This window comes from Burkholderia sp. MSMB2157WGS (genome assembly GCF_001532755.1).
In the GTDB taxonomy this organism is placed as follows: domain Bacteria; phylum Pseudomonadota; class Gammaproteobacteria; order Burkholderiales; family Burkholderiaceae; genus Burkholderia.
On record NZ_LPJG01000007.1, the window covers coordinates 43,619 to 62,329 of the forward strand.

Annotated in this window: 16 protein-coding genes; 6 read left to right on the top strand and 10 right to left on the bottom strand. The window is 70.3% G+C overall.

Annotated features, from left to right (window positions below):
- Positions 1-11 precede the first annotated feature (11 nt).
- On the bottom strand, positions 12-938 hold the full coding sequence (locus tag WT53_RS03180) for a sugar ABC transporter substrate-binding protein (protein ID WP_034207064.1): 927 nt from the start codon (positions 936-938) through the stop codon (positions 12-14).
- A gap of 315 nt (positions 939-1,253) precedes the next feature.
- Here WT53_RS03180 and iolC point away from each other — a divergent pair, with 315 nt between their 5' ends.
- From iolC to WT53_RS03205, 5 genes are all read left to right on the top strand, one after another.
- On the top strand, positions 1,254-3,209 hold the full coding sequence (gene iolC, locus WT53_RS03185; RefSeq protein WP_060258461.1) for a 5-dehydro-2-deoxygluconokinase: 1,956 nt from the start codon (positions 1,254-1,256) through the stop codon (positions 3,207-3,209).
- A gap of 46 nt (positions 3,210-3,255) precedes the next feature.
- A complete protein-coding gene (iolD, locus tag WT53_RS03190; protein ID WP_059780239.1) occupies positions 3,256-5,139 on the top strand; it encodes a 3D-(3,5/4)-trihydroxycyclohexane-1,2-dione acylhydrolase (decyclizing) in 1,884 nt (627 codons plus the stop codon).
- 60 nt (positions 5,140-5,199) lie between these two features.
- Complete coding sequence (iolE, locus tag WT53_RS03195; RefSeq protein WP_060258465.1) at positions 5,200-6,129, top strand: myo-inosose-2 dehydratase; 930 nt, start codon at positions 5,200-5,202, stop codon at positions 6,127-6,129.
- A gap of 56 nt (positions 6,130-6,185) precedes the next feature.
- Positions 6,186-7,004: a 5-deoxy-glucuronate isomerase gene (iolB, locus tag WT53_RS03200; RefSeq protein WP_059505638.1), complete on the top strand. Its 819-nt coding sequence runs from the start codon at positions 6,186-6,188 to the stop codon at positions 7,002-7,004.
- A gap of 102 nt (positions 7,005-7,106) precedes the next feature.
- Positions 7,107-7,601 carry a heme-degrading domain-containing protein gene (locus WT53_RS03205; RefSeq protein ID WP_059826439.1) on the top strand — a complete coding sequence of 165 codons (495 nt, stop codon included), beginning with the start codon at positions 7,107-7,109 and terminating at the stop codon, positions 7,599-7,601.
- Positions 7,602-7,647: 46 nt separating this feature from the next.
- On the opposite strand, the gene WT53_RS03210 is transcribed toward WT53_RS03205, so the two are convergent.
- The 8 genes from WT53_RS03210 to WT53_RS03245 all read right to left on the bottom strand — a co-directional run bounded on the left by WT53_RS03210 (position 7,648) and on the right by WT53_RS03245 (position 14,748).
- On the bottom strand, positions 7,648-8,394 hold the full coding sequence (locus WT53_RS03210; protein WP_034207058.1) for an SDR family NAD(P)-dependent oxidoreductase: 747 nt from the start codon (positions 8,392-8,394) through the stop codon (positions 7,648-7,650).
- Positions 8,395-8,570: 176 nt separating this feature from the next.
- Positions 8,571-9,275, bottom strand: coding sequence for an ABC transporter ATP-binding protein (locus WT53_RS03215; protein WP_060258467.1), 705 nt, complete (start codon positions 9,273-9,275; stop codon positions 8,571-8,573).
- Positions 9,272-10,024 carry an ABC transporter ATP-binding protein gene (locus WT53_RS03220; protein WP_060258471.1) on the bottom strand — a complete coding sequence of 251 codons (753 nt, stop codon included), beginning with the start codon at positions 10,022-10,024 and terminating at the stop codon, positions 9,272-9,274. The genes WT53_RS03215 and WT53_RS03220 overlap by 4 nt, the downstream gene beginning before the upstream one ends.
- A complete protein-coding gene (locus WT53_RS03225; protein WP_060258473.1) occupies positions 10,021-11,250 on the bottom strand; it encodes a branched-chain amino acid ABC transporter permease in 1,230 nt (409 codons plus the stop codon). The genes WT53_RS03220 and WT53_RS03225 overlap by 4 nt, the downstream gene beginning before the upstream one ends.
- Positions 11,243-12,178: a branched-chain amino acid ABC transporter permease gene (locus WT53_RS03230; RefSeq protein WP_060258476.1), complete on the bottom strand. Its 936-nt coding sequence runs from the start codon at positions 12,176-12,178 to the stop codon at positions 11,243-11,245. Before WT53_RS03230 ends, WT53_RS03225 begins: the two co-directional genes overlap by 8 nt.
- A gap of 9 nt (positions 12,179-12,187) precedes the next feature.
- Positions 12,188-12,625, bottom strand: coding sequence for a thioesterase family protein (locus tag WT53_RS03235; RefSeq protein ID WP_059826447.1), 438 nt, complete (start codon positions 12,623-12,625; stop codon positions 12,188-12,190).
- A 142-nt stretch (positions 12,626-12,767) separates the two neighbouring features.
- Positions 12,768-13,304, bottom strand: a complete 537-nt coding sequence (locus tag WT53_RS03240; RefSeq protein ID WP_059780231.1) for an NUDIX domain-containing protein — start codon at positions 13,302-13,304, stop codon at positions 12,768-12,770.
- Positions 13,305-13,425: 121 nt separating this feature from the next.
- A complete protein-coding gene (locus WT53_RS03245; protein ID WP_060258495.1) occupies positions 13,426-14,748 on the bottom strand; it encodes a YbfB/YjiJ family MFS transporter in 1,323 nt (440 codons plus the stop codon).
- 123 nt (positions 14,749-14,871) lie between these two features.
- On the opposite strand from WT53_RS03245, the gene WT53_RS03250 reads away from it, so the two are divergent.
- On the top strand, positions 14,872-15,786 hold the full coding sequence (locus WT53_RS03250; RefSeq protein WP_034207050.1) for a LysR family transcriptional regulator: 915 nt from the start codon (positions 14,872-14,874) through the stop codon (positions 15,784-15,786).
- A gap of 141 nt (positions 15,787-15,927) precedes the next feature.
- Here the strand turns inward: WT53_RS03250 and alaS are convergent, their stop codons facing one another.
- On the bottom strand, positions 15,928-18,552 hold the full coding sequence (gene alaS, locus WT53_RS03255) for an alanine--tRNA ligase (RefSeq protein WP_060258479.1): 2,625 nt from the start codon (positions 18,550-18,552) through the stop codon (positions 15,928-15,930).
- Between the last annotated feature and the right edge of the window lie 159 nt (positions 18,553-18,711).

Genomic DNA, 18,711 nt, shown 5'->3' on the forward strand with positions numbered 1-18,711 from the left:
GGGACAACCGGTCAGTGCTTCGCGTACTGGTTCATGTTGTCGGGCGTCACGAGCTCGAACGGCACGTTCACATAGCGATCGACCGGCTGCTTCTTCGCGAGCTTCAGCGCGGTGGCGACGGCCTGCGCGCCCTGCCCGGTCGCGTTCTGGTAGACGGACACCTTCAACTCGCCGGCCTTCATCGCCGCGAGGCCGTCCGGCGTCGCGTCGATGCCCGCGACGACCGTTTTCGGCGTCAGCTTGCGCGCGGCCTTCAGCGCGTTGATCGCGCCGATCGCCATTTCGTCGTTGTTCGACACGATCGCGTCGAACTTGGTCCCGGAGCTCAGCCAGTTCATCGTGATGTCCTGGCCCTGCGTGCGGCTCCACTTGCCTTCGCGCTTGTCGACGATCTTCATGCCCGCGCATTCCTTCGTCGCGATCACGTCCTCGATGTCCTTGGTGCGGGCGCGCGCCGATTCGTTGGACAGCTCGCCCATCAGCACGAGGATGTCGCCCTTGCCGCCGAGCAGCTTGCACACCTGGCGCGCCTGCAGCGTGCCCGACTGCTTTTCGTCGGAGGCGACGACCGCGACGCCGGCCGGCAGCTTGTCGAAATCGACCGGCTTGCGGTTCACGTAGACGAGCGGGATCTTCGCCGCGGTCACCATCTTCGTGATCTTCGGCGTCGCGTCGGTATCGACCGCGTTCACGATGATCGCGTCGACTTTCTGCGCGATCATGTTCTGGACCTGGCTCAACTGCTTGCCGACGTCATTGCCGCCGTCCTCGATCTGCACCGTCGCGCCGTCCTTCTTCGCCGAATCGGCGATGCTGTTGCGCAGGATGGTCAGGAACGTGTCGTCGAACGATGCCATCGTCACGCCGATCTTCTCCGCATGCGCAAGCGGCGCAGCCAGGATCGCGGCGGCCGCGACGGCCATCAGCTTGGTCTTCATGATCAATCTGTCTCCTCATCTCCGGGGGCGGAAGACGGCGCATTGCGCGCCGCCGGGCCGAGTCCGATCTGCTCCGATCGGGACTGAAGCATCCGGATGAAACTGTAGATCACTTCCTCGAAAATTTGGAAATTTATTTCTACGTGATTTCACCTAGGGAACTGGATTTCCAAAAAGTCTAGACTGCGTCCGTAGCCCGAATCCCGGCGGCAGGCAGCCTCGCGTCGTGCGGCACATGCCGCGGACAGCCGCCGCCGGATCGGTCCCCTAATCCGCCGGCAGCGCCGAACGCCGGCCGCGAGCGTGACACGTGATATGAGCCTGCTGAACTTTCCGAGTGACCGCCCCATCGATCTCGCCTGCCTCGGCCGCGTGGCCGTGGATCTCTATGCGCAGCAGTACGGCAGCCGCCTCGAAGACGCGCGCAGCTTCCAGATGTATCTCGGCGGCTCGTCGGGCAACGTCGCGTTCGGCGTCGCGCGGCTTGGGCTGAAGACCGCGATGATTTCGCGCGTCGGCGACGAGCAGATGGGCCGTTTCCTGCGCGAGACACTCGAGCGCGAAGGCTGCGACACGAGCCAGTTGCAGACCGATCGCGAGCGTCTCACCGCGCTGGTGCTGCTCGGGCTGAAGGATCGCGATACGTTCCCGCTGCTGTTCGTGCGCGAGAACTGCGCGGACATGGCCGTGCGCGCCGACGAGATCAGCGAGGACTTCATCGCCGGTTGCCGCGCGCTGGCGATCACCGGCACGCATCTGTCGACGCCGGGCACGCGCGAGGCGTCGCTGACCGCGCTCGGTTACGCGCGCCGCCACGGCGCGGTGCGCATCCTCGACATCGACTACCGGCCGGTGCTGTGGGGGCTGACCGCGCGCGGCGCCGGCGAGAACCGTTACGTACCCGACGCGCAGGTGACGCGGCAACTGCAGCAGGTGCTCGACGAATTCGATCTGCTGGTCGGCACCGAGGAGGAATTCCTGATCGCGGGCGGCGTGCCGCACGACCTGATCGCGTCGTTGCAGGCGGTGCGCGCAATCACGGACGCGACGCTGGTCGTCAAGCGCGGCGCGCTCGGCTGCTGCGTGATCGAAGGCGACGTTCCCGCGCGCATCGACGCCGCGCCGACCTTCGTCGGCGAACGCGTCGAGGTGCTCAACGTGCTCGGCGCGGGCGACGCGTTCCTGTCGGGCCTGCTGTCGGGGCTGCTGCGCGGGTGCGACTGGGCCGAATCGACGCGCATCGCGAACGCATGCGGCGCGATCGTCGTGTCGCGCCACGCGTGCTCGGCCGCGATGCCGACGCCAGCCGAACTCGCGCACTGGTTCGGCGGCAGCCGCAATCCGGCGGTCGATGCCGACCGCACGCTCGCGCACCTGCATCGCGTGACGGTGCCGCGCCGCGAATGGGACGACCTGTGCGTGATGGCGTTCGACCATCGCAGCCAGTTCTACGAGCTCGCGGTGCAGGCCGGCGCGGACGAGGCGCGGATCAGCACGTTGAAGCGCCTGCTCGTGCGCGCGGTCGAACAGGTCGAGCGCGACCGCGGCATCGCCGGCCACGTCGGCGTGCTGATCGACGGCGGCGCGTACGGCCGCGACGCGCTCGCGTCGGCCACCGGGCGCGGCTGGTGGGTCGGCCGGCCGGTCGAGCTGCCGGGCTCGCGGCCGCTGCGGTTCGACGAGACGCGTTCGGTCGGCTCGTCGCTCACGCACTGGCCGACCGAACAGGTCGTGAAATGCCTCGTTCACTATCACCCCGACGACCCCGTCGACCTGCGCGTCGAGCAGGAGCAGCGCGTGCTCGAACTGTGGGAAGCCACGCGCGCGAGCGGCAACGAGCTGCTGCTGGAAATGATTCCGCCGCGCGCGGTCACGCCGGCCGGCACCGAGGACGACGCGGTGCTGCGCACGGTCGCGCGCTTCTACAACCTCGGCGTGAAGCCCGAATGGTGGAAGCTCACGCCGCTCACCGCCGACGGCTGGGCACGGCTCGCCGCGCTGATCGCCGAGCGCGACCCGCACTGCCGCGGCGCGGTGATCCTCGGGCTGAACCAGCCGCTGCAATACCTCGTCGACAGCTTCCGCTCGGCGACCGACCCGATCGTCAAGGGCTTCATGGTCGGGCGCACGCTGTGGGCCGATGCCTCGCTGAACTGGTTCGCGGGCCGGATCGACGATCAGGCGCTGATCGACGAAGTGGCCGGCAACTTCGCGCAACTGGTCGACGCGTGGCTGGGCCGCCGGGCCGCCGCGCGCGCCGCCGCAGCCTGATGCCCGTGTTCGCGACGACCACCCGACTTCTCTCTATCGACCGACGATGACCACCACCGTAAGACTGACCGTCAGCCAGGCGCTCGTGCGCTACCTGGCCGCCCTGCGCGCCGAAGTCGTCCAGCCCGACGGCCGCACCGAGATCCTGCCGTACTGCGGCGGCGTGTTCGCGATCTTCGGACACGGCAACGTGGCCGGGCTCGGCGAAGCGCTGCATGCCGAGAAGGACCGGCTGCCGACGTTTCGCGCGCACAACGAGCAAGGGATGGCCAACGCGGCCGTCGCGTTCGCGAAAGCGAATTTCCGCCAGCGGATGATGGCCGCGACGTCGAGCATCGGCCCCGGCGCGACCAACATGCTCACGTCCGCCGCGCTCGCGCACGTCGGCCGCTTGCCGCTGCTGCTGCTGCCCGGCGACGTGTTCGTGTCGCGGCTGCCCGACCCGGTACTGCAGCAGGTCGAGGATTTCGAACAGGGCGACGTCAGCGCGAACGACTGCTTCCGGCCCGTGACGCGCTACTTCGACCGCATCGCGTCGCCCGAGCAACTGCTCGTCGCGCTGCCGCGCGCGATCCAGGTAATGACCGATCCCGCGCAGTGCGGCCCCGTGTGCCTCGCGCTGCCGCAGGACGTGCAGACCTTCGCGTACGACTGGCCCGAGGATTTCTTCGCGCCGCCGGTGATCCGGATGCGCCGGCCGCCGGCCGACCCGCTCGAACTCGCCGATGCGCTCGACGTGCTGAAGGCCGCGAAGAAGCCGCTGATCGTCGCCGGCGGCGGCGTGCTGTACAGCCAGGCGTGGGACGCGCTGCGCACGTTCGCCGACACGCACGGCGTGCCGGTGGCCGAATCGCAGGCCGGCAAGGGCAGCCTCGCGTGGGACCACCCGCTGAACCTCGGATCGATCGGCGTGACGGGCTCCCCCGCCGCGAATCGCGCGGCCGCACAGGCCGACGTCGTGTTCGCGGTCGGCACGCGGCTGCAGGATTTCACGACCGGCTCGCACGCGCTCTACGGCGACGCAACGTTGTTGAGCCTGAACGTGCAGCCGTTCGACGCGGGCAAGAAGCGCGGCCGGCAACTGGTTGCCGATGCGCGTACGGGCCTCGGTCAGTTGTCGGCCGCGCTGGCCGGCTGGCGCGCCGACGCGGCGTGGACGGCCGCGAACCGCGACCAGGCCGCCGCGTGGAACGCGCGCGTGACGACGCTGACCACCCGGATGCCGACCGACACGCTGCCGTACGACGCGGAAGTGATCGGTGCGGTGCGCGACTCCGCGGCCGACGCGGGGCGCGACAGCGCGCGCGACGACCTCGTCGTCTGCGCGGCCGGCACGCTGCCGGCCGAACTGCACAAGCTGTGGCGCAGCGGCGTGCCGGGCAACTACCACATGGACTATGCGTATTCGTGCATGGGCTACGAGGTCGCGGGCGGTCTCGGCGCGAAGCTCGCGCGGCCCGAGCGCGAAGTGATCGTGATCGTCGGCGACGGCTCGTACATGATGCTCAACGCGGAGCTCGCGACCTCCGTGATGCTCGGCCGCAAGATCATCGTCGTGATCCTCGACAACCGCGGCTACGGCTGCATCGAGCGGTTGCAGCTCAACTGCGGCGGCGCGAGCTTCAACAACATGCTCGACGACTGCGTGCCCGAAGGCGGCGAACGCTCGACGATCGACTTCGCGATGCATGCGCGCGCAATGGGTGCGGAAGCCGTGCACGTGCGCGACGTCGGCGAGCTGCGCCGCGAAATGAAACGCGCACGGGCGGCGACGAAGAGCCAGGTGCTCGTGATCGACACCACGCATCGTCGCACCACCGACGACGGTGGCGCGTGGTGGGAAGTCGCGGTGCCGCAGGTCTCCGCACGCGCCGATGTCGAACGCGCGCACCAGACGTATCTCGACGCGAAAACCCGGCAGCGGCGCTGATCGCGCACGCTGCTCCACGAACACGCCCCGCCCCCATCATCCGAATCGAGGAAGCAAGTCATGAGCTGGAACGTCCGCATCGGCATCAATCCCCTGTCGTGGATGAACGACGACCTGCCGTCGCTCGGCGGCGAGACGCCGCTCGAAACGGCGCTGAAGGAAGGCGCCGAAATCGGCTATGCGGGCTTCGAGCTCGGCAACAAGTTTCCGAAGACGGGGCCCGAGCTGAAGGCGAAGCTCGCCGAATTCGGGCTCGTGTGCGTGTCGGGCTGGTATTCGGGCTTCCTCGCGGAAGTCGCGCCGGGCATGACCGACGCCGATGCCGTCGCGGCGGAGATCGAGCGCTGCCGCGCGCACATGACGAAGCTGCAATTCAACGACGTGACAGTCGTCGTGTACGGCGAATGCGCGGGCACGATCCAGGGCAGCATCGACACGCCGGTCGCGAAGCGGCCGCGTTTCGTCGACGACGACGCGTGGCGGCGCTACGCGGCGCGCCTCGACGCATTCGGCGCGCATCTGCTCGACACCTACGGGATCCGGCTCGCCTACCATCACCACATGGGCGCGTACGTCGAGTCGCCGGACGACGTCGACCGGCTGATGGCGCTGACCGATCCCGCGAAGGTGTTCCTGCTGTTCGACACCGGCCACGCGTATTTCGGCGGCGCGGCCGACCCGGTCGCGCTGCTGAAGAAGCACGTGTCGCGCGTGGCGCACGTGCATTGCAAGGACGTGCGGCCGCAGGTCGTCAACCAGGCGCGCAACGACGGCTGGAGCTTCCTGAACGGCGTGATCAACGGCACCTTCACGGTGCCGGGCGACGGCGCGCTCGACTACGACGCGACGCTGCGCACGCTGAAGGACGCCGGCTACGAAGGCTGGCTCGTCGTCGAGGCCGAGCAGGATCCGGCCGTCGCGCCGAGCTATGCGTATGCGAAGAAGGGCTACGAGTCGCTGCGCGCGATCGTCGACCGGTTGAGCGCGTGAGCTCGCGCGCAAGCGCCCGAGCATTCGCGTCCTACCCTATTGCGGAGACCCACTTCATGACGATTTCTCCCCTGCTGGTCAAGGCATCCGCCGACCGCGAAATCTGCAACGTCACGCCCGAATCGGCCGGCTGGAAGCACGTCGGCTTTCGCGCGCTGCGCCTGAAGGCCGGCGACGCCGAGACGCTCGACACGGGCACGCGCGAACTGTGCGTCGTCGTGCTGACGGGCACGGTGCGCGCGGACGTCGACGGCGAAACCTACGACGCGCTCGGCAAGCGCGACAGCGTGTTCGAAGACGTATCGCCGGACGCGCTGTACGTGCCGGGCGGCAAGCGCGTCACGCTGGTCGCGACGCGCGATGCGGAAGTCGCGCTGTGCACCGCGCCGTACGCGAGCGGCGACAAGCCCGTGCGGCGCCTCGACGGCGAACGGATGCGCCGCTCGGTGCGCGGGCAAGGCACCAACACGCGCTACGTATGCGACATCCTGATGGGCGACAACCCGGCCGCCGAGCGCCTCCTCGTCGTCGAAGTCGTCACGCCGGCCAGCCATTCGAGCAGCTATCCGCCGCACAAGCACGACCGCGACGCGGCGCCCGACGAAACCTCGCTCGAGGAAACCTACTATCACCGGATCGATCCGCCGCAGGGTTTCGCGTTCCAGCGCGTGTACACCGACGACCGCAGCCTCGACGAGGCGTGCGCGGTGGAGAACCACGACGTCGTGATGGTGCCGCGCGGCTACCACCCGGTCGTGGCTCCTCACGGCTACAACCTGTACTACCTGAACGTGATGGCCGGACCGAGCCGCGCGTGGGCGTTCAAGAACGACCCCGCGCACGAGTGGATGCTCGATGCGGCGCCGAAACGCTGACGTGCCGACGCGCCGAAGCACTGAACGGAACACGGGCCCGCGCGGCCCGTGACGATGCGACGCCCGGCACGCGTATCGAGCCGGCCACGCCACGGAGCCGCCATGGTGACGTCCCCCTTTCGCCTCGAACCCCACGCCTTCGACGACGATACGTCGACCCCGGCGCTGCCGCACTTCGATGCGGCCGTCGCGCGCCGCATGGGAGAAATCGCGGTCAACCTCGCGTCGCGACGCGGGCTGCCGATTGCGGTCGGCATCGTCGGCGAGCAGGCGCTGCTGTTCTACTGTGCGCTCGACGGCAGCGGCGCACACGACGGCGATGCGATCCGCCGTCGGCAGAACACGGTCCTGCGTTTCGACGAGAGTTCGCTCGTGGTCGGCGCGCACTTTCGACGTGCCGGCTGGTCGCTGCGGTCGCAGGGCCTGTCGGACGACGACTACGCGCTCGACGGCGGCGGCGTGCCGTTGCGGATCGCCGGCGCCGGCATCGTCGGCGCGATGGCGATCGCGGGCCTCGGCTCCGAACGCGATCACGCGCTCGTCGTCGAATGCCTGCGATGGCACGTCGGCGCGAATGCGCTGGCGATGAGCGCGTAGCGGCGTGAACGGCGCACCCGCACCGCTCGCGCCGACCTGCGGACGATCAGTTCAACCCGCCGCTCACGACGAGGTGCTCGCCGGTCATCCAGCGTGCATCGTCCGATGCGAGGAACACGGCGACCGACGCGATGTCGTTCGGCTCGCCGAGGCGGCCGAGCGGCGTCTGGCCGCGCACCTGCGCTTCGAGATCGGAACCGATGATGCCCGCGCTGTGCGTGCCTTCGGTCACGATCATCCCCGGGTTGATCGCGTTCACGCGGATCTTGCGCGGGCCGAGTTCGAGCGCGAGCACGCCGGTGATCGCGTCGACCGCACCCTTCGTGCCGCTGTACACGGCGCTGGCGGGCGGCGTGATGCTGGTCACGACCGAGCTGATGTTGATGATGCTCGCGCCTTCGCCGAGATGCTTGACCGCCGCCTGCGTGGTCAGCAGCACGCCGAACACGTTCGTGTCGAACTGCCGGCGGTAGTGTTCCTCGGTGATCGCTTCGATCGGCGCGAATTCGTACACGCCGGAGTTGTTGACGAGCACGTCGAGACGACCATACGTCTCGATCGCGGTATCGACGATGCGTTGCGCGTCGGCGGCCTTCGACACGTCGCCGCCGACCGCGACCGCGCGGCCGCCCGCTTCCGTGATCGCGCTCACGACCGCATCCGCGCCTGCCTTGCTGCTCGCGTAGTTGACGACGACCGCTGCACCTTCGTCGGCCAGTGCCTTCGCGATTGCCGCGCCGATGCCCTTCGATGCGCCCGTGACGATCGCTACCTTGCCTGTCAGCTTGCTCATGATTTCATTCCTCAGTCCGAAGACGTTCGATGGATGGCGCCGGTTGCCGCGACGATGCGTCGATGCGTTGCGACGGCGACCGGCCTGACTGGCAATGTACGGTGCGGCGCCGCGACGATAAAGCGGCTCGACGCGAATTGACTGGCGGAGTTTGCCGAACAATCGACGGGATGCCGTCAGCCGGCGCTCAGCCACGCGCGTGCGACCTCGCCGCCCAGCCCGTCGAGCCCGCCGTCGTAGACGATCCGTCCGCGCCCCATTACCGCCGCGCGCCGCGCGAGCCGCGGCGCAAGCTGCAGCCGTTGCTCGATCAGCACGATCGACACGCCGTCGGCCTGCAGCGCGGCGAGGCACGCGCCGACTTCGTCGACCGCGAGCGGCGCGAGCCCTTCGGCCGGCTCGTCGACGATCAGCACGCGCGGCCGGCCGGCGAGTGCGCGCACCAGCGCGAGCACCTGCTGCTCGCCGCCCGACAGCCGCCCGGCTTTCACGTCCGCGCGCGCGGCCAGCAACGGAAAGCGCTCGAACAAGCGGTCGAGCGCCGCGCGTTCGATGGCGCCGCTCGCGCCGCGCAAACCGAGCCGCAGGTTGTCGCGCACGGTCAGCAGCGGAAACACGTCGCGGCTTTCGGCTACGTAAGCGACGCCGCGCCGCGCGATCTCGAACGTGCGCGCACCCGCGCATTCGGCGCCGGCGATGCGCACCGAGCCGGCCGTGCGCACGAGCCCCATCACGGCCTTCGCGAGCGTCGAGCGCCCCGAGCCGTTGCGGCCGAGCAGCGCGAGCGTCTCGCCCGGCGCGAGCGCGAGATCGACGCCGTCGAGCACGGGCTGCACCCCGTACCACGCACGCAGCCCGCGAATCTCGAGCACGGCGCTCATGCCGCGCCCTCGCCCAGATAGGCGGCCCGCACGCGCGGATCGGCGCGGATCGCGTCGGGCGCGCCGGTCGCGACCACCGTGCCGCGCACCAGCACGGTGATGCGTTCGGCGAAACCGAACACGGCGTCCATGTCGTGCTCGATCATCAGCACGGTGCGGCCCTGCGTCGTCGCGCGGATCAGCGCGATCATCCGCGCCGCCTGCGCGCGGCTCATGCCGGCCGTGGGCTCGTCGAGCAGCAGCGTACGCGCGCCGCTCGCGAGCGCGATCCCGAGATCGAGCGCGCGCTGCTCCGCATAGCTCAGCGCGGCGGCCGGCGTGTCGCGCCGCGCGTCGAGGCCGACGTCGTGCAGCACGCGTGCCGCCGCGCGATCGATCGACGCCGATTCGCGCAGCCGGTTCCACCAGCGCCGCCGTTCGGCCGGCGCATGCAGCGCCGCGCAGCGCAGGTTGTCGAACACCGTCAGGCGCGCGAACGCGCTCGTCTGCTGGAAACTGCGGCCGATGCCGAGGCGGCTCGCGACGACCGGCCCGCGCCCGCGCAGCTCGACGCCGTGCAGCACGACGCGCCCGCGCGTGGGCCGCGTCGCCCCGGCGATCACGCCGAACAGCGTCGATTTGCCCGCGCCGTTCGGCCCGATCAGCGCGTGGCGCTCGCCGGCCGCGATGCTCAAGTCGACCCCGTCGAGCACGGTCTGCGCGCCGAAGCGCTGCACGACGCCGTGAAGCGCTATCGCGTTGCCGTTCATCGCGCGTCCTCCTGCATGGCCACCGCCGCGTCATGCGCGAGCCGCGCGCGCCAGCGCCACAGCAGCGTGCCGATGCCGGCCGCCGAGCACGCGACGGCCCAGCCGGCCGGCGTATCGGCGTCGATGTTCCACGCGCCGAACGCGAAGCCCGTGCCGTCGTCCTGCGCGAAGCGCCATGCATAGCCGAGCTCGGCCGCGCAGACGATCGCGACGCCCCAGAACGCGCACCCACCGACGGCGCACAGCACGCGCCACCGCTCGACGGCCGGCGCGCCGCGCCGCAGCGCAGGCGCGAGCGAGCGCGCAATGCCCGCGATCCCGCCGGGCGCGGCGACGACGATCGCGACGAACAGCACGCCGAGATACAGCGCCCACGCGCGCGACACGCCCGCGACGACGATACTCAGCGCGGTCAGCACGGCCGCGCCGGCCGCCGGCCCGAAGAAGGCGCCGGTGCCGCCGATCACCGCGGCGATCAGCACGGTCGCCGAGCGCGCCATCGACACGCTGTCGGGCGTCGCGATCTCGACGTCGATCAGCGTCAGCGTGCCGGCGATGCCGGCGAAGAACGATGCGCAGGTGACCATCGCGAGCCGCACGCGCCGCGGATCGGTGCCGAGCGCGGCGACGCGCGCCGGGTTGTCGCGCACCGCGTTCGCGAGGCGCGCGAGCGGCGTGCGCGTCAGCGCATGCATCGCCCACGCCGACACGATGCACCACGCGGCGATCAACGCATACGCGTGCGTCGGCGCGCCGAAATGCGCGTTGCCCCACGGCGCACCGCTCGCGCGATCGATCGGCACGCCGCCGAGGCCGCCGAACCACGCGGGCACGCTCCACGCGGCGGCCGCGACGCATTCGCCGAGGCCGAGCGTGATCATCGCGAACGCGGTGCCGGAACGGCGCGTCGCCAGCAGCCCGGCGACGAACCCGAAGCCCGCGCCGGCCGCGCCGCCGACGAGCGGCAACAGCGGCAGCGGGCCGCCGATATGGTTGAACCAGTGGGCGGCCGCGAACGCGCCGAGGCCCGCGAATGCCGCATGCCCGAACGACAGCAGCCCGGTCGTGCCGAGCTGCAGGTTGTACGACAGCGCGAGCACGACGAGCGCGGCCGTCTGCGCGAGATAGCCGAGCACCGCGCCATGCGGCCACAGCCATGCGGGCAGCGCGACGCACGCGGCGAACAGCGCCCAGCGCACGCATCCGGCCAGTGCGCGGCTACGCATCGGCACGCTCGCCGAACAGCCCGCGCGGCCGCGCGACCAGGACCGCGACGAGCAGCAGATACGGCACCAGCGGCGCCAGTTGCACGATCGACACGGTGGCCACGCTGTCGGGCAGCGCGATGCCCGTCCATGCCGCGAGGTCGCGCAGCGACGTGCCGCTCGCGGCCGCGAAGGTCTGCGCGAAGCCGACCGCGAGCGACGCGACGAACGCGCCGCCGAGCGAGCCGAGCCCGCCGATCACGACCACCGCGAACACGACCGATCCGACGGTTTCAGCCAGCGCGGGCTCGATCACCGCGAGCGGCGCACCGATCACGCCGGCCAGCGCCGCGAGCGCGGTGCCCGCGCCGAACAGCGCCGTCATCACACGCGGCACGTCGTAGCCGAGCGCCTCGACCGCCGCGCGATGCGTGAGCGCCGCGCGCACGACGAGCCCGAGGCGCGACGCGCGCAGCAGCCCGCCGAGCGCGACCAGCATCGTTGCGGACATCGCCATCATGAACAGCCGGTAACGCGGCAACGCGAGACCGAACACGGTCACGGGCGCGCCGTCGAACAGCGGCGGCACGGGCGCCGGCAGCGGCGCGAGACCCCATGCGAGTTTCGTGCCCTCGCCGATCAGGTACGCGAGACCGAAGGTCAACAGCAGTTCGCTCGTATGGCCGCGCGCCTGCACGCGGCGCAGCAGCGCGCGTTCGCAGCCGGCGCCGAGCAGCCCGACGGCCAGCGGCGCGAACACGAGCGCGGGCCAGAAGCCCGCCGAGGCCGCGATGCCGTAGCCGACATACGCGCCGAGCATGTAGAAGCTCGCATGGGCGAAGTTGAGCACGCCCTGCACGCTGAAGATCAGCGTGAGGCCGGCCGACAGCATGAACAGCAGCAAGCCGTAGCTGAGGCCGTTGAACGCCTGGAGCGCGAACGCGTGCACCGCGTATCGTCAGGCGGCGAGCGGTTCGAGCGCGGCGCGCAGCGCATCGGGCAGCGGCACCGGGCGACGCGTGCCGCGATCGACGTACACGTGCACGAAATGCCCCTGTGCGGCGGGCGCCGCATCGCCTCGGGCGAACAACCCGACCTCATAGCGCACGCTCGACGTGCCGAGCTTCACGACGCGCAGGCCCGCGTCGACCGATTGCGGGAACACGAGCGGCGCGAAGTAGTTGCATTGCGTCTCGACGACGAGCCCGATCGTCTGCCCATGCTCGACGTCGAGCACGCCCGCGCGGATCAGGTACTCGTTCACGACGGTGTCGAAGTAGCTGTAGTAGACGACGTTGTTCACGTGCCCGTAGACGTCGTTGTCCATCCAGCGGGTCGTGATCGGCAGGAAGTGGCGATAGGCGTCGCGCGGACGCGGCTGCGGCTTGTCGGACATGGCGATGGCGGTCAGGACGATGGGAGCGAAGGGAACGACGGGGACGGCGCGTGACGGCCGCACGACGCGGCGCGCCGGCCGGCGACGAAGCGCCGCGACGCGCGCGCCACGGCGGACGGCATGCTGCGGGCAGGCCGGTGCGTCACTGCCCCGGCCGGTCGACGAATTCGAAATCGAGGCCGCGCGCGCGCATCCAGTCGGCGAGCGCGACGCCCGTGCCGGCGCGCCACGGGCGCAGCAGCGGCGGATCGACGAGCTTGTATTCGAGCAGTTCCGGCGACAGCGACACCGTGCCCGACGCCCGCACGTGGTACGCGATGATCAGCTCGTTCTTGCGCATGAATTCGTACACGCCGACGAGCGATACGTGCTCGGCCTTCAGCGCGGTTTCCTCGAATACCTCGCGCGCGATGCCGTCCTCGGGCGTCTCGCCGTTTTCGAGAAAGCCGGTGATCAGCGCGAACATCCCTTCGGGCCACGCCGCGTTGCGCGCGAGCAGGACCTTGCCGTCGAGTTCGACGATCGCGGCGACGACGGGCAGCGGGTTGTTCCAGTGCACGTAGCCGCAGGACTCGTCGGGGCAGGCCTGGCGGATGCGGCCGCCCTCATGGTCGGGATCGGCCCGCTCGGTCAGCGGGCTCGCGCAGCGCGGGCAAAAGCGATAGTCGGCGGTGGTCATCGGTGGCAATCTGGCGAGCGCCGGACGGCCGTGTGCCGGCTGCCCGCGCACCCGCTCGGCGCGGGAAAGGCTTCATTCTAGCGAGTTTGCCCGCGCCCGAGACGATCCGGCCCCACCGGCGTCAGGGCGACCGGCGCCCGCGTGCGGCGGTCGCCGCGAAGCCGGCGGCGCCGATCAGCAGCGCGGCCGCCGCGACCCACAGCGCGGGCGTAAACGACCCGAAGCGCGCGGCGAGCGGCGCCGCGACGAGCGGCCCGAGTATCTGCCCGACGCCGTACGATGCGGTCGCATAGCCCATCAGCCCGGCCGCACGCTCGCCGTGCAGGCGCCGCGCCTCGCGCATCGCGAACAGCGTGATCGCGGTGAACGGCAGGCCGAGCAGCGCGCTGCCGATCGAGAAGCCGGCCGCGTTCGGCCATACGATTCCGGCCGCGATGCCGAGCGCCTGCGTCGCGCAGCCGGCCGCGAGCAGCAGCCGGTTGTCCCAGTGCCCGGGCAGCCGCGCGGCGGTGATCGCGCCGACGATCAGCGCCGCGCCGAACATCGGCCAGAACAGGTCGGGCCACGGCGAACCGGCCGGCAGCGCGGCGCGCGCGATCACCGGCAGGAACGTCGCGGTGACGATGTAGCCGAAGCCCGGCGCGCCGTACAGCACGACGAGCCACGCGGCGTCCGCGCGACGGCTGCGCGTGGCCGCCCGTGCCGCCAGGGTGGCGGGCGCCCCGACGGCCGGCGGCGCTGCCTGCGCGTGCGCCGAGGTCGAGGTCGAGGTCGAGGTCGAGGCCGAAGCGGAAGCCGAAGTCGAAGTCGAAGCCGAAGCCGAAGCCGAAGCCGAAGCCGGCGCCGCACCGAACGTGCGCCAGATCGCGACCGACAGGACGGCCGACAACGCCGCGAAACCGAGCCAGCCCACCGCCGCACGCTGGCCGGCCAGCGCACTGCCGATCAGCCCCGTCACGACGATGCCGACACCCGGCCCCGCGTAGATCACCCCGCTCCATTCGGGCGCACTCAGTTCGGCCAGGCGCCGCAACCCCCATTGCGACATGAACACGAACGTCCATGCGCTGACGACGCCCGCGACGAAACGCACGACGAGCCACGCCGGCAGCCAGTGACCGGCCCCCATCGCGGCGGTCAGGAGGACGGTCGCGACGAGCCCGACACGCACCATCCGCGCGGGCGCGACGCGCAGCGCCGCGCAACTGACCGCCCCGACGAAGTAGCCCGCGTAGTTCGCCGACGCGAGCCAGCTGCCTGCTTTCAGGCCGATCGAGCCGTCCGCGAGCATCAGCGGCAACAGCGGCGTGAACGCGAAACGGCCGACGCCGAGCACGACGGCCAGGCCGATCATGCAGGCGAGCGCGGCCGCGCGGGCGCGGTGGTCGGCGCGATCGGACGAAAGCACGCGGGCGGCGGCGGTCGGGGCATCGAAGCGGGACATGGCGGCATGGGCCGACGCGTCGCGCGCCGGCCGGATCGGGAATCGGAACGTCTCCATCCTAGCTTGACCAAACGTTCTCTGAAAATGAATAATTGAGAATCAAGTCATCCCATGGAGAGAATCATGGACCTGGCGGCGCTGGCGATCTTCCGGGCGGTGGTGCGCGAGAACGGCGTGACGCGCGCGGCGGCCAAGCTCAATCGCGTGCAGTCGAACGTCACGACGCGCATCAAGCAGCTGGAGGAGGAACTCGGCGCGGCGCTGTTCGTGCGCGACGGCCGCCGGCTCGTGCTGACGCCGGCCGGGCATACGCTGCTGCCGTATGCGGAGCGCCTGCTCGCGCTCGCCGACGAGGCGCGCGATGCGGTGCGCGAGGACACGCCGCGCGGCCGGCTGCGGCTCGGCACGATGGAAAGCACGGCCGCGAGCCGGCTGCCGACCCTCCTCGCGCGCTACCACCATGCATGGCCCGACGTATCGCTCGAACTGCTGACGGGCACGACGGGCTGCCTGATCGACCGCGTGCGCGACTTCGAAATCGACGCCGCGCTGTTCGCGCGCCCGCCCGAGCCGGACACGCTGCCCGACACGTTCGAGACGGTGCCGATCTTCCGCGAGGATCTCGTGCTGCTCACCCCGCGCGGCCATCCGCCGGTGCGCACGCCGCGCGACGTGCTCCTGCCGACGCTGGTCGCGTTCGAGCGCGGCTGCGCGTATCGCAAGTACGTCGAGCAATGGTACGCGGCGCACGGCGCGAAGCCGGCGCGCGTGCTCGAGCTCGGCTCGTATCACGCGATCGTCGCGTGCGTCGCGGCCGGCGCGGGCATCGCGGTCGCGCCGCGTTCGGTGCTGAATCTGCAGCCCGAGCCCGGTAACATCGCCGCGCACACGATTCCCGAACTGGAAGGCATCGACACGCTGCTCGCGTGGCGGCAGGGTTATGCGTCGGCGGCGCTCGCCGCGTTGCGCGATGCGCTCACCGACGCCGCGCGACAGCCCGGCGACGCGGCGAAGCCGACCGCGACCGTGCCGGCCTGACCGGGCTCGCGCGTCGCCGCATCGAGCGACGCGCCGGTACGGCACAAACGAAACGACCCGACCGGCACCGCTGCCGATCGGGTCGTTTTTCGCTTCACGCGATGCCGTCGGTACGACGACGTCGCGTCGGTCGTACAACGATCAGAGCCGTTCTTCGACCCAGCCCTTCACGCCGGCCAGCGCGCCCGGCAGGTTCGCCGGCTCGGTGCCGCCTGCCTGCGCCATGTCCGGACGGCCGCCGCCCTTGCCGCCGACCTGCTGCGCGACGAAGTTCACGAGCTCGCCGGCCTTGACCTTCTTGCTCGCATCCGGCGTGACGCCCGCGATCAGGCTGACCTTGCCGCCTTCGACGGCCGCCAGCACGATCGCCGCGTTCTTCAGCTTGTCCTTCAACTTGTCGACCGTTTCGCGCAGCGTCTTCGCGTCCGCGCCGTCGAGCGTCGCGGCCAGCACGTACACGCCGCCGACTTCGACGGCCTGCTGCGCGAGCTCGTCGCCCTGGCTCGACGCGAGCTTCGACTTCAGCGCGCCCAGTTCCTTCTCGAGCGCCTTCACCTGGTCCTGCACCTGCGCGATGCGCTGCGTGAGTTCCGACGGCTGCGCCTTCAGCGCGGCCGCCGCTTCGTTCACACGCGCGTCGAGCTCCTGCACGTAGCGCACCGCGTTGTCGCCGGTGATCGCCTCGACGCGGCGGATGCCGGCCGCGACGCCGCCTTCCATCACGATCTTGAACAGGCCGATGTCGCCGGTGCGGTGCACGTGCGTGCCGCCGCACAGTTCGCGCGAGAAGCCGAGGTCGAGCACGCGCACTTCGTCGCCGTACTTCTCGCCGAACAGCGCCATCGCGCCGCCCTTCACCGCTTCGTCGTACGGCATCACGCGCACGATGCCCGGCGCGTTCGCGAGGATTTCGGCGTTGACGATCTGCTCGACGCGACGGATCTCGTCGTCGGTCATCGGCGCGTTGTGCGCGAAGTCGAAACGGGTCTTGTCCGCGTCGACGAGCGAACCCTTCTGCTGCACGTGCGCGCCGAGCACTTCGCGCAGCGCCTTGTGCATCAGGTGCGTGGCCGAGTGGTTGCGCTGCGTGCGTGCGCGGCGCTGCGCGTCGATTTCCGCGCGCAGCACGTCGCCGACCTTGAGCGTGCCCTGCTCCAGCGTGCCGTGGTGGCCGATCACGTCGGCCTGCACCTTCAGCGTGTCGGCCACGGCGAAGCGCGTCGATGCATTCGCGAGCACGCCCTGGTCGCCGACCTGGCCGCCCGATTCCGCGTAGAACGGCGTGTGATCGAGCACGACGACCGCATCCTGGCCGGCCTTCACTTCGTTGACGGCCGAACCGTCGACGTACAGCGCGACGACCTTCGCGTCGTCGAACGCGATTTCCTCGTAACCGTGGAACGTGGTCTTCGCGCCCGTGTATTCGAGGCCCTGCGTCGCCTTGAACTTGCCGGCCGCGCGTGCCTGCTCGCGCTGGCGCGCCATCGCGTCGTCGAATGCCGGCTCGTCGACCGTCATCCCGCGCTCGCGGCACACGTCGGCCGTCAGATCCAGCGGGAAGCCGTACGTGTCGTGCAGCTTGAACGCGAGTTCGCCGTCGAGCACCTTGCCGCCCTTCGCGTCGACGTCGGCGAGCGCGGCCTCGAGGATCGACATCCCGTGCTCGATCGTTTCGAAGAAGCGCTCCTCTTCCTGGCGCAGCACGTCGGTCACGCGCTGTTCGGCTTCCTTCAGCTCCGGATAGGCCGTGCCCATCTCGGCGACGAGGTCGGCCACCAGCTTGTGGAAGAACGCGCCCTTGCGGCCCAGCTTGTAGCCGTGGCGGATCGCGCGGCGCACGATCCGGCGCAGCACGTAGCCGCGGCCTTCGTTGCCGGGGATCACGCCGTCGACGATCAGGAACGAGCACGCGCGGATGTGATCGGCGATCACCTTCAGCGAGTTGTTCGTGAGGTCGCTGATCTCGGTCACGCGCGCGGCGGCCTTGATCAGGTTCTGGAACAGGTCGATCTCGTAGTTGCTGTGCACGTGCTGCAGCACCGCGGCCAGGCGCTCGAGGCCCATGCCGGTGTCGACCGACTGTTTCGGCAGGCGCGTCATGTTGCCCTGCGCATCGCGGTTGAACTGCATGAACACGAGGTTCCAGATCTCGATGTAGCGGTCGCCGTCCTCTTCGGGCGACCCCGGCGGCCCGCCCCACACGTCCGGGCCGTGGTCGTAGAAGATTTCGGTACACGGGCCGCACGGGCCGGTGTCGCCCATCGTCCAGAAGTTGTCCGACGCGTAGCGCGCGCCCTTGTTGTCGCCGATCCGGATGATCCGCTCGGTCGGCACGCCGACGTCCTTCGCCCAGATGTCGTACGCTTCGTCGTCTTCCTGGTAGACGGTGACCCACAGTTTTTCCTTCGGCAGCTGATAGACCGTGGTCAGCAGCTCCCACGCGAACTTGATCGCGTCGTGCTTGAAGTAGTCGCCGAACGAGAAATTGCCGAGCATCTCGAAGAACGTGTGATGGCGCGCCGTGTAGCCGACGTTCTCGAGGTCGTTGTGCTTGCCGCCCGCCCGCACGCTGCGCTGCGCGGTGGTGGCGCGCGAGTACGGGCGCGGGTCCGTGCCGAGGAAGACGTCCTTGAACTGGACCATGCCCGAGTTCGTGAACATCAGCGTGGGATCGTTACCGGGCACGAGGCTCGACGAGCGGACGATCGTGTGGCCCTTCGATTCGAAGAATTTGAGGAATTTCTCGCGGATTTCGGCAGCTTTCATGGCGTGCGGGGACAGTCTGGCAAAGACGGCTTCAAACGCCGGCGCCCCAGGCGGGGCGCGCGGCGGCATGGATTCGGAAACGATCGATTATACGATACAGACCGCCCGCCCAAGCGGCAGCGGCCCGCTGCGCCGGACGACCGGCCTGGGCCACCGGCG

Coding starts and splice junctions, on each gene's coding strand:
- WT53_RS03180 (WP_034207064.1), bottom strand. CDS start 938: ATGAAGACCAAGCTGATGGCCGTCGCGGCCGCCGCGATCCTGGCTGCG.
- iolC (WP_060258461.1), top strand. CDS start 1,254: ATGAGCCTGCTGAACTTTCCGAGTGACCGCCCCATCGATCTCGCCTGC.
- iolD (WP_059780239.1), top strand. CDS start 3,256: ATGACCACCACCGTAAGACTGACCGTCAGCCAGGCGCTCGTGCGCTAC.
- iolE (WP_060258465.1), top strand. CDS start 5,200: ATGAGCTGGAACGTCCGCATCGGCATCAATCCCCTGTCGTGGATGAAC.
- iolB (WP_059505638.1), top strand. CDS start 6,186: ATGACGATTTCTCCCCTGCTGGTCAAGGCATCCGCCGACCGCGAAATC.
- WT53_RS03205 (WP_059826439.1), top strand. CDS start 7,107: ATGGTGACGTCCCCCTTTCGCCTCGAACCCCACGCCTTCGACGACGAT.
- WT53_RS03210 (WP_034207058.1), bottom strand. CDS start 8,394: ATGAGCAAGCTGACAGGCAAGGTAGCGATCGTCACGGGCGCATCGAAG.
- WT53_RS03215 (WP_060258467.1), bottom strand. CDS start 9,275: ATGAGCGCCGTGCTCGAGATTCGCGGGCTGCGTGCGTGGTACGGGGTG.
- WT53_RS03220 (WP_060258471.1), bottom strand. CDS start 10,024: ATGAACGGCAACGCGATAGCGCTTCACGGCGTCGTGCAGCGCTTCGGC.
- WT53_RS03225 (WP_060258473.1), bottom strand. CDS start 11,250: ATGCGTAGCCGCGCACTGGCCGGATGCGTGCGCTGGGCGCTGTTCGCC.
- WT53_RS03235 (WP_059826447.1), bottom strand. CDS start 12,625: ATGTCCGACAAGCCGCAGCCGCGTCCGCGCGACGCCTATCGCCACTTC.
- WT53_RS03240 (WP_059780231.1), bottom strand. CDS start 13,304: ATGACCACCGCCGACTATCGCTTTTGCCCGCGCTGCGCGAGCCCGCTG.
- WT53_RS03245 (WP_060258495.1), bottom strand. CDS start 14,748: ATGTCCCGCTTCGATGCCCCGACCGCCGCCGCCCGCGTGCTTTCGTCC.
- WT53_RS03250 (WP_034207050.1), top strand. CDS start 14,872: ATGGACCTGGCGGCGCTGGCGATCTTCCGGGCGGTGGTGCGCGAGAAC.
- alaS (WP_060258479.1), bottom strand. CDS start 18,552: ATGAAAGCTGCCGAAATCCGCGAGAAATTCCTCAAATTCTTCGAATCG.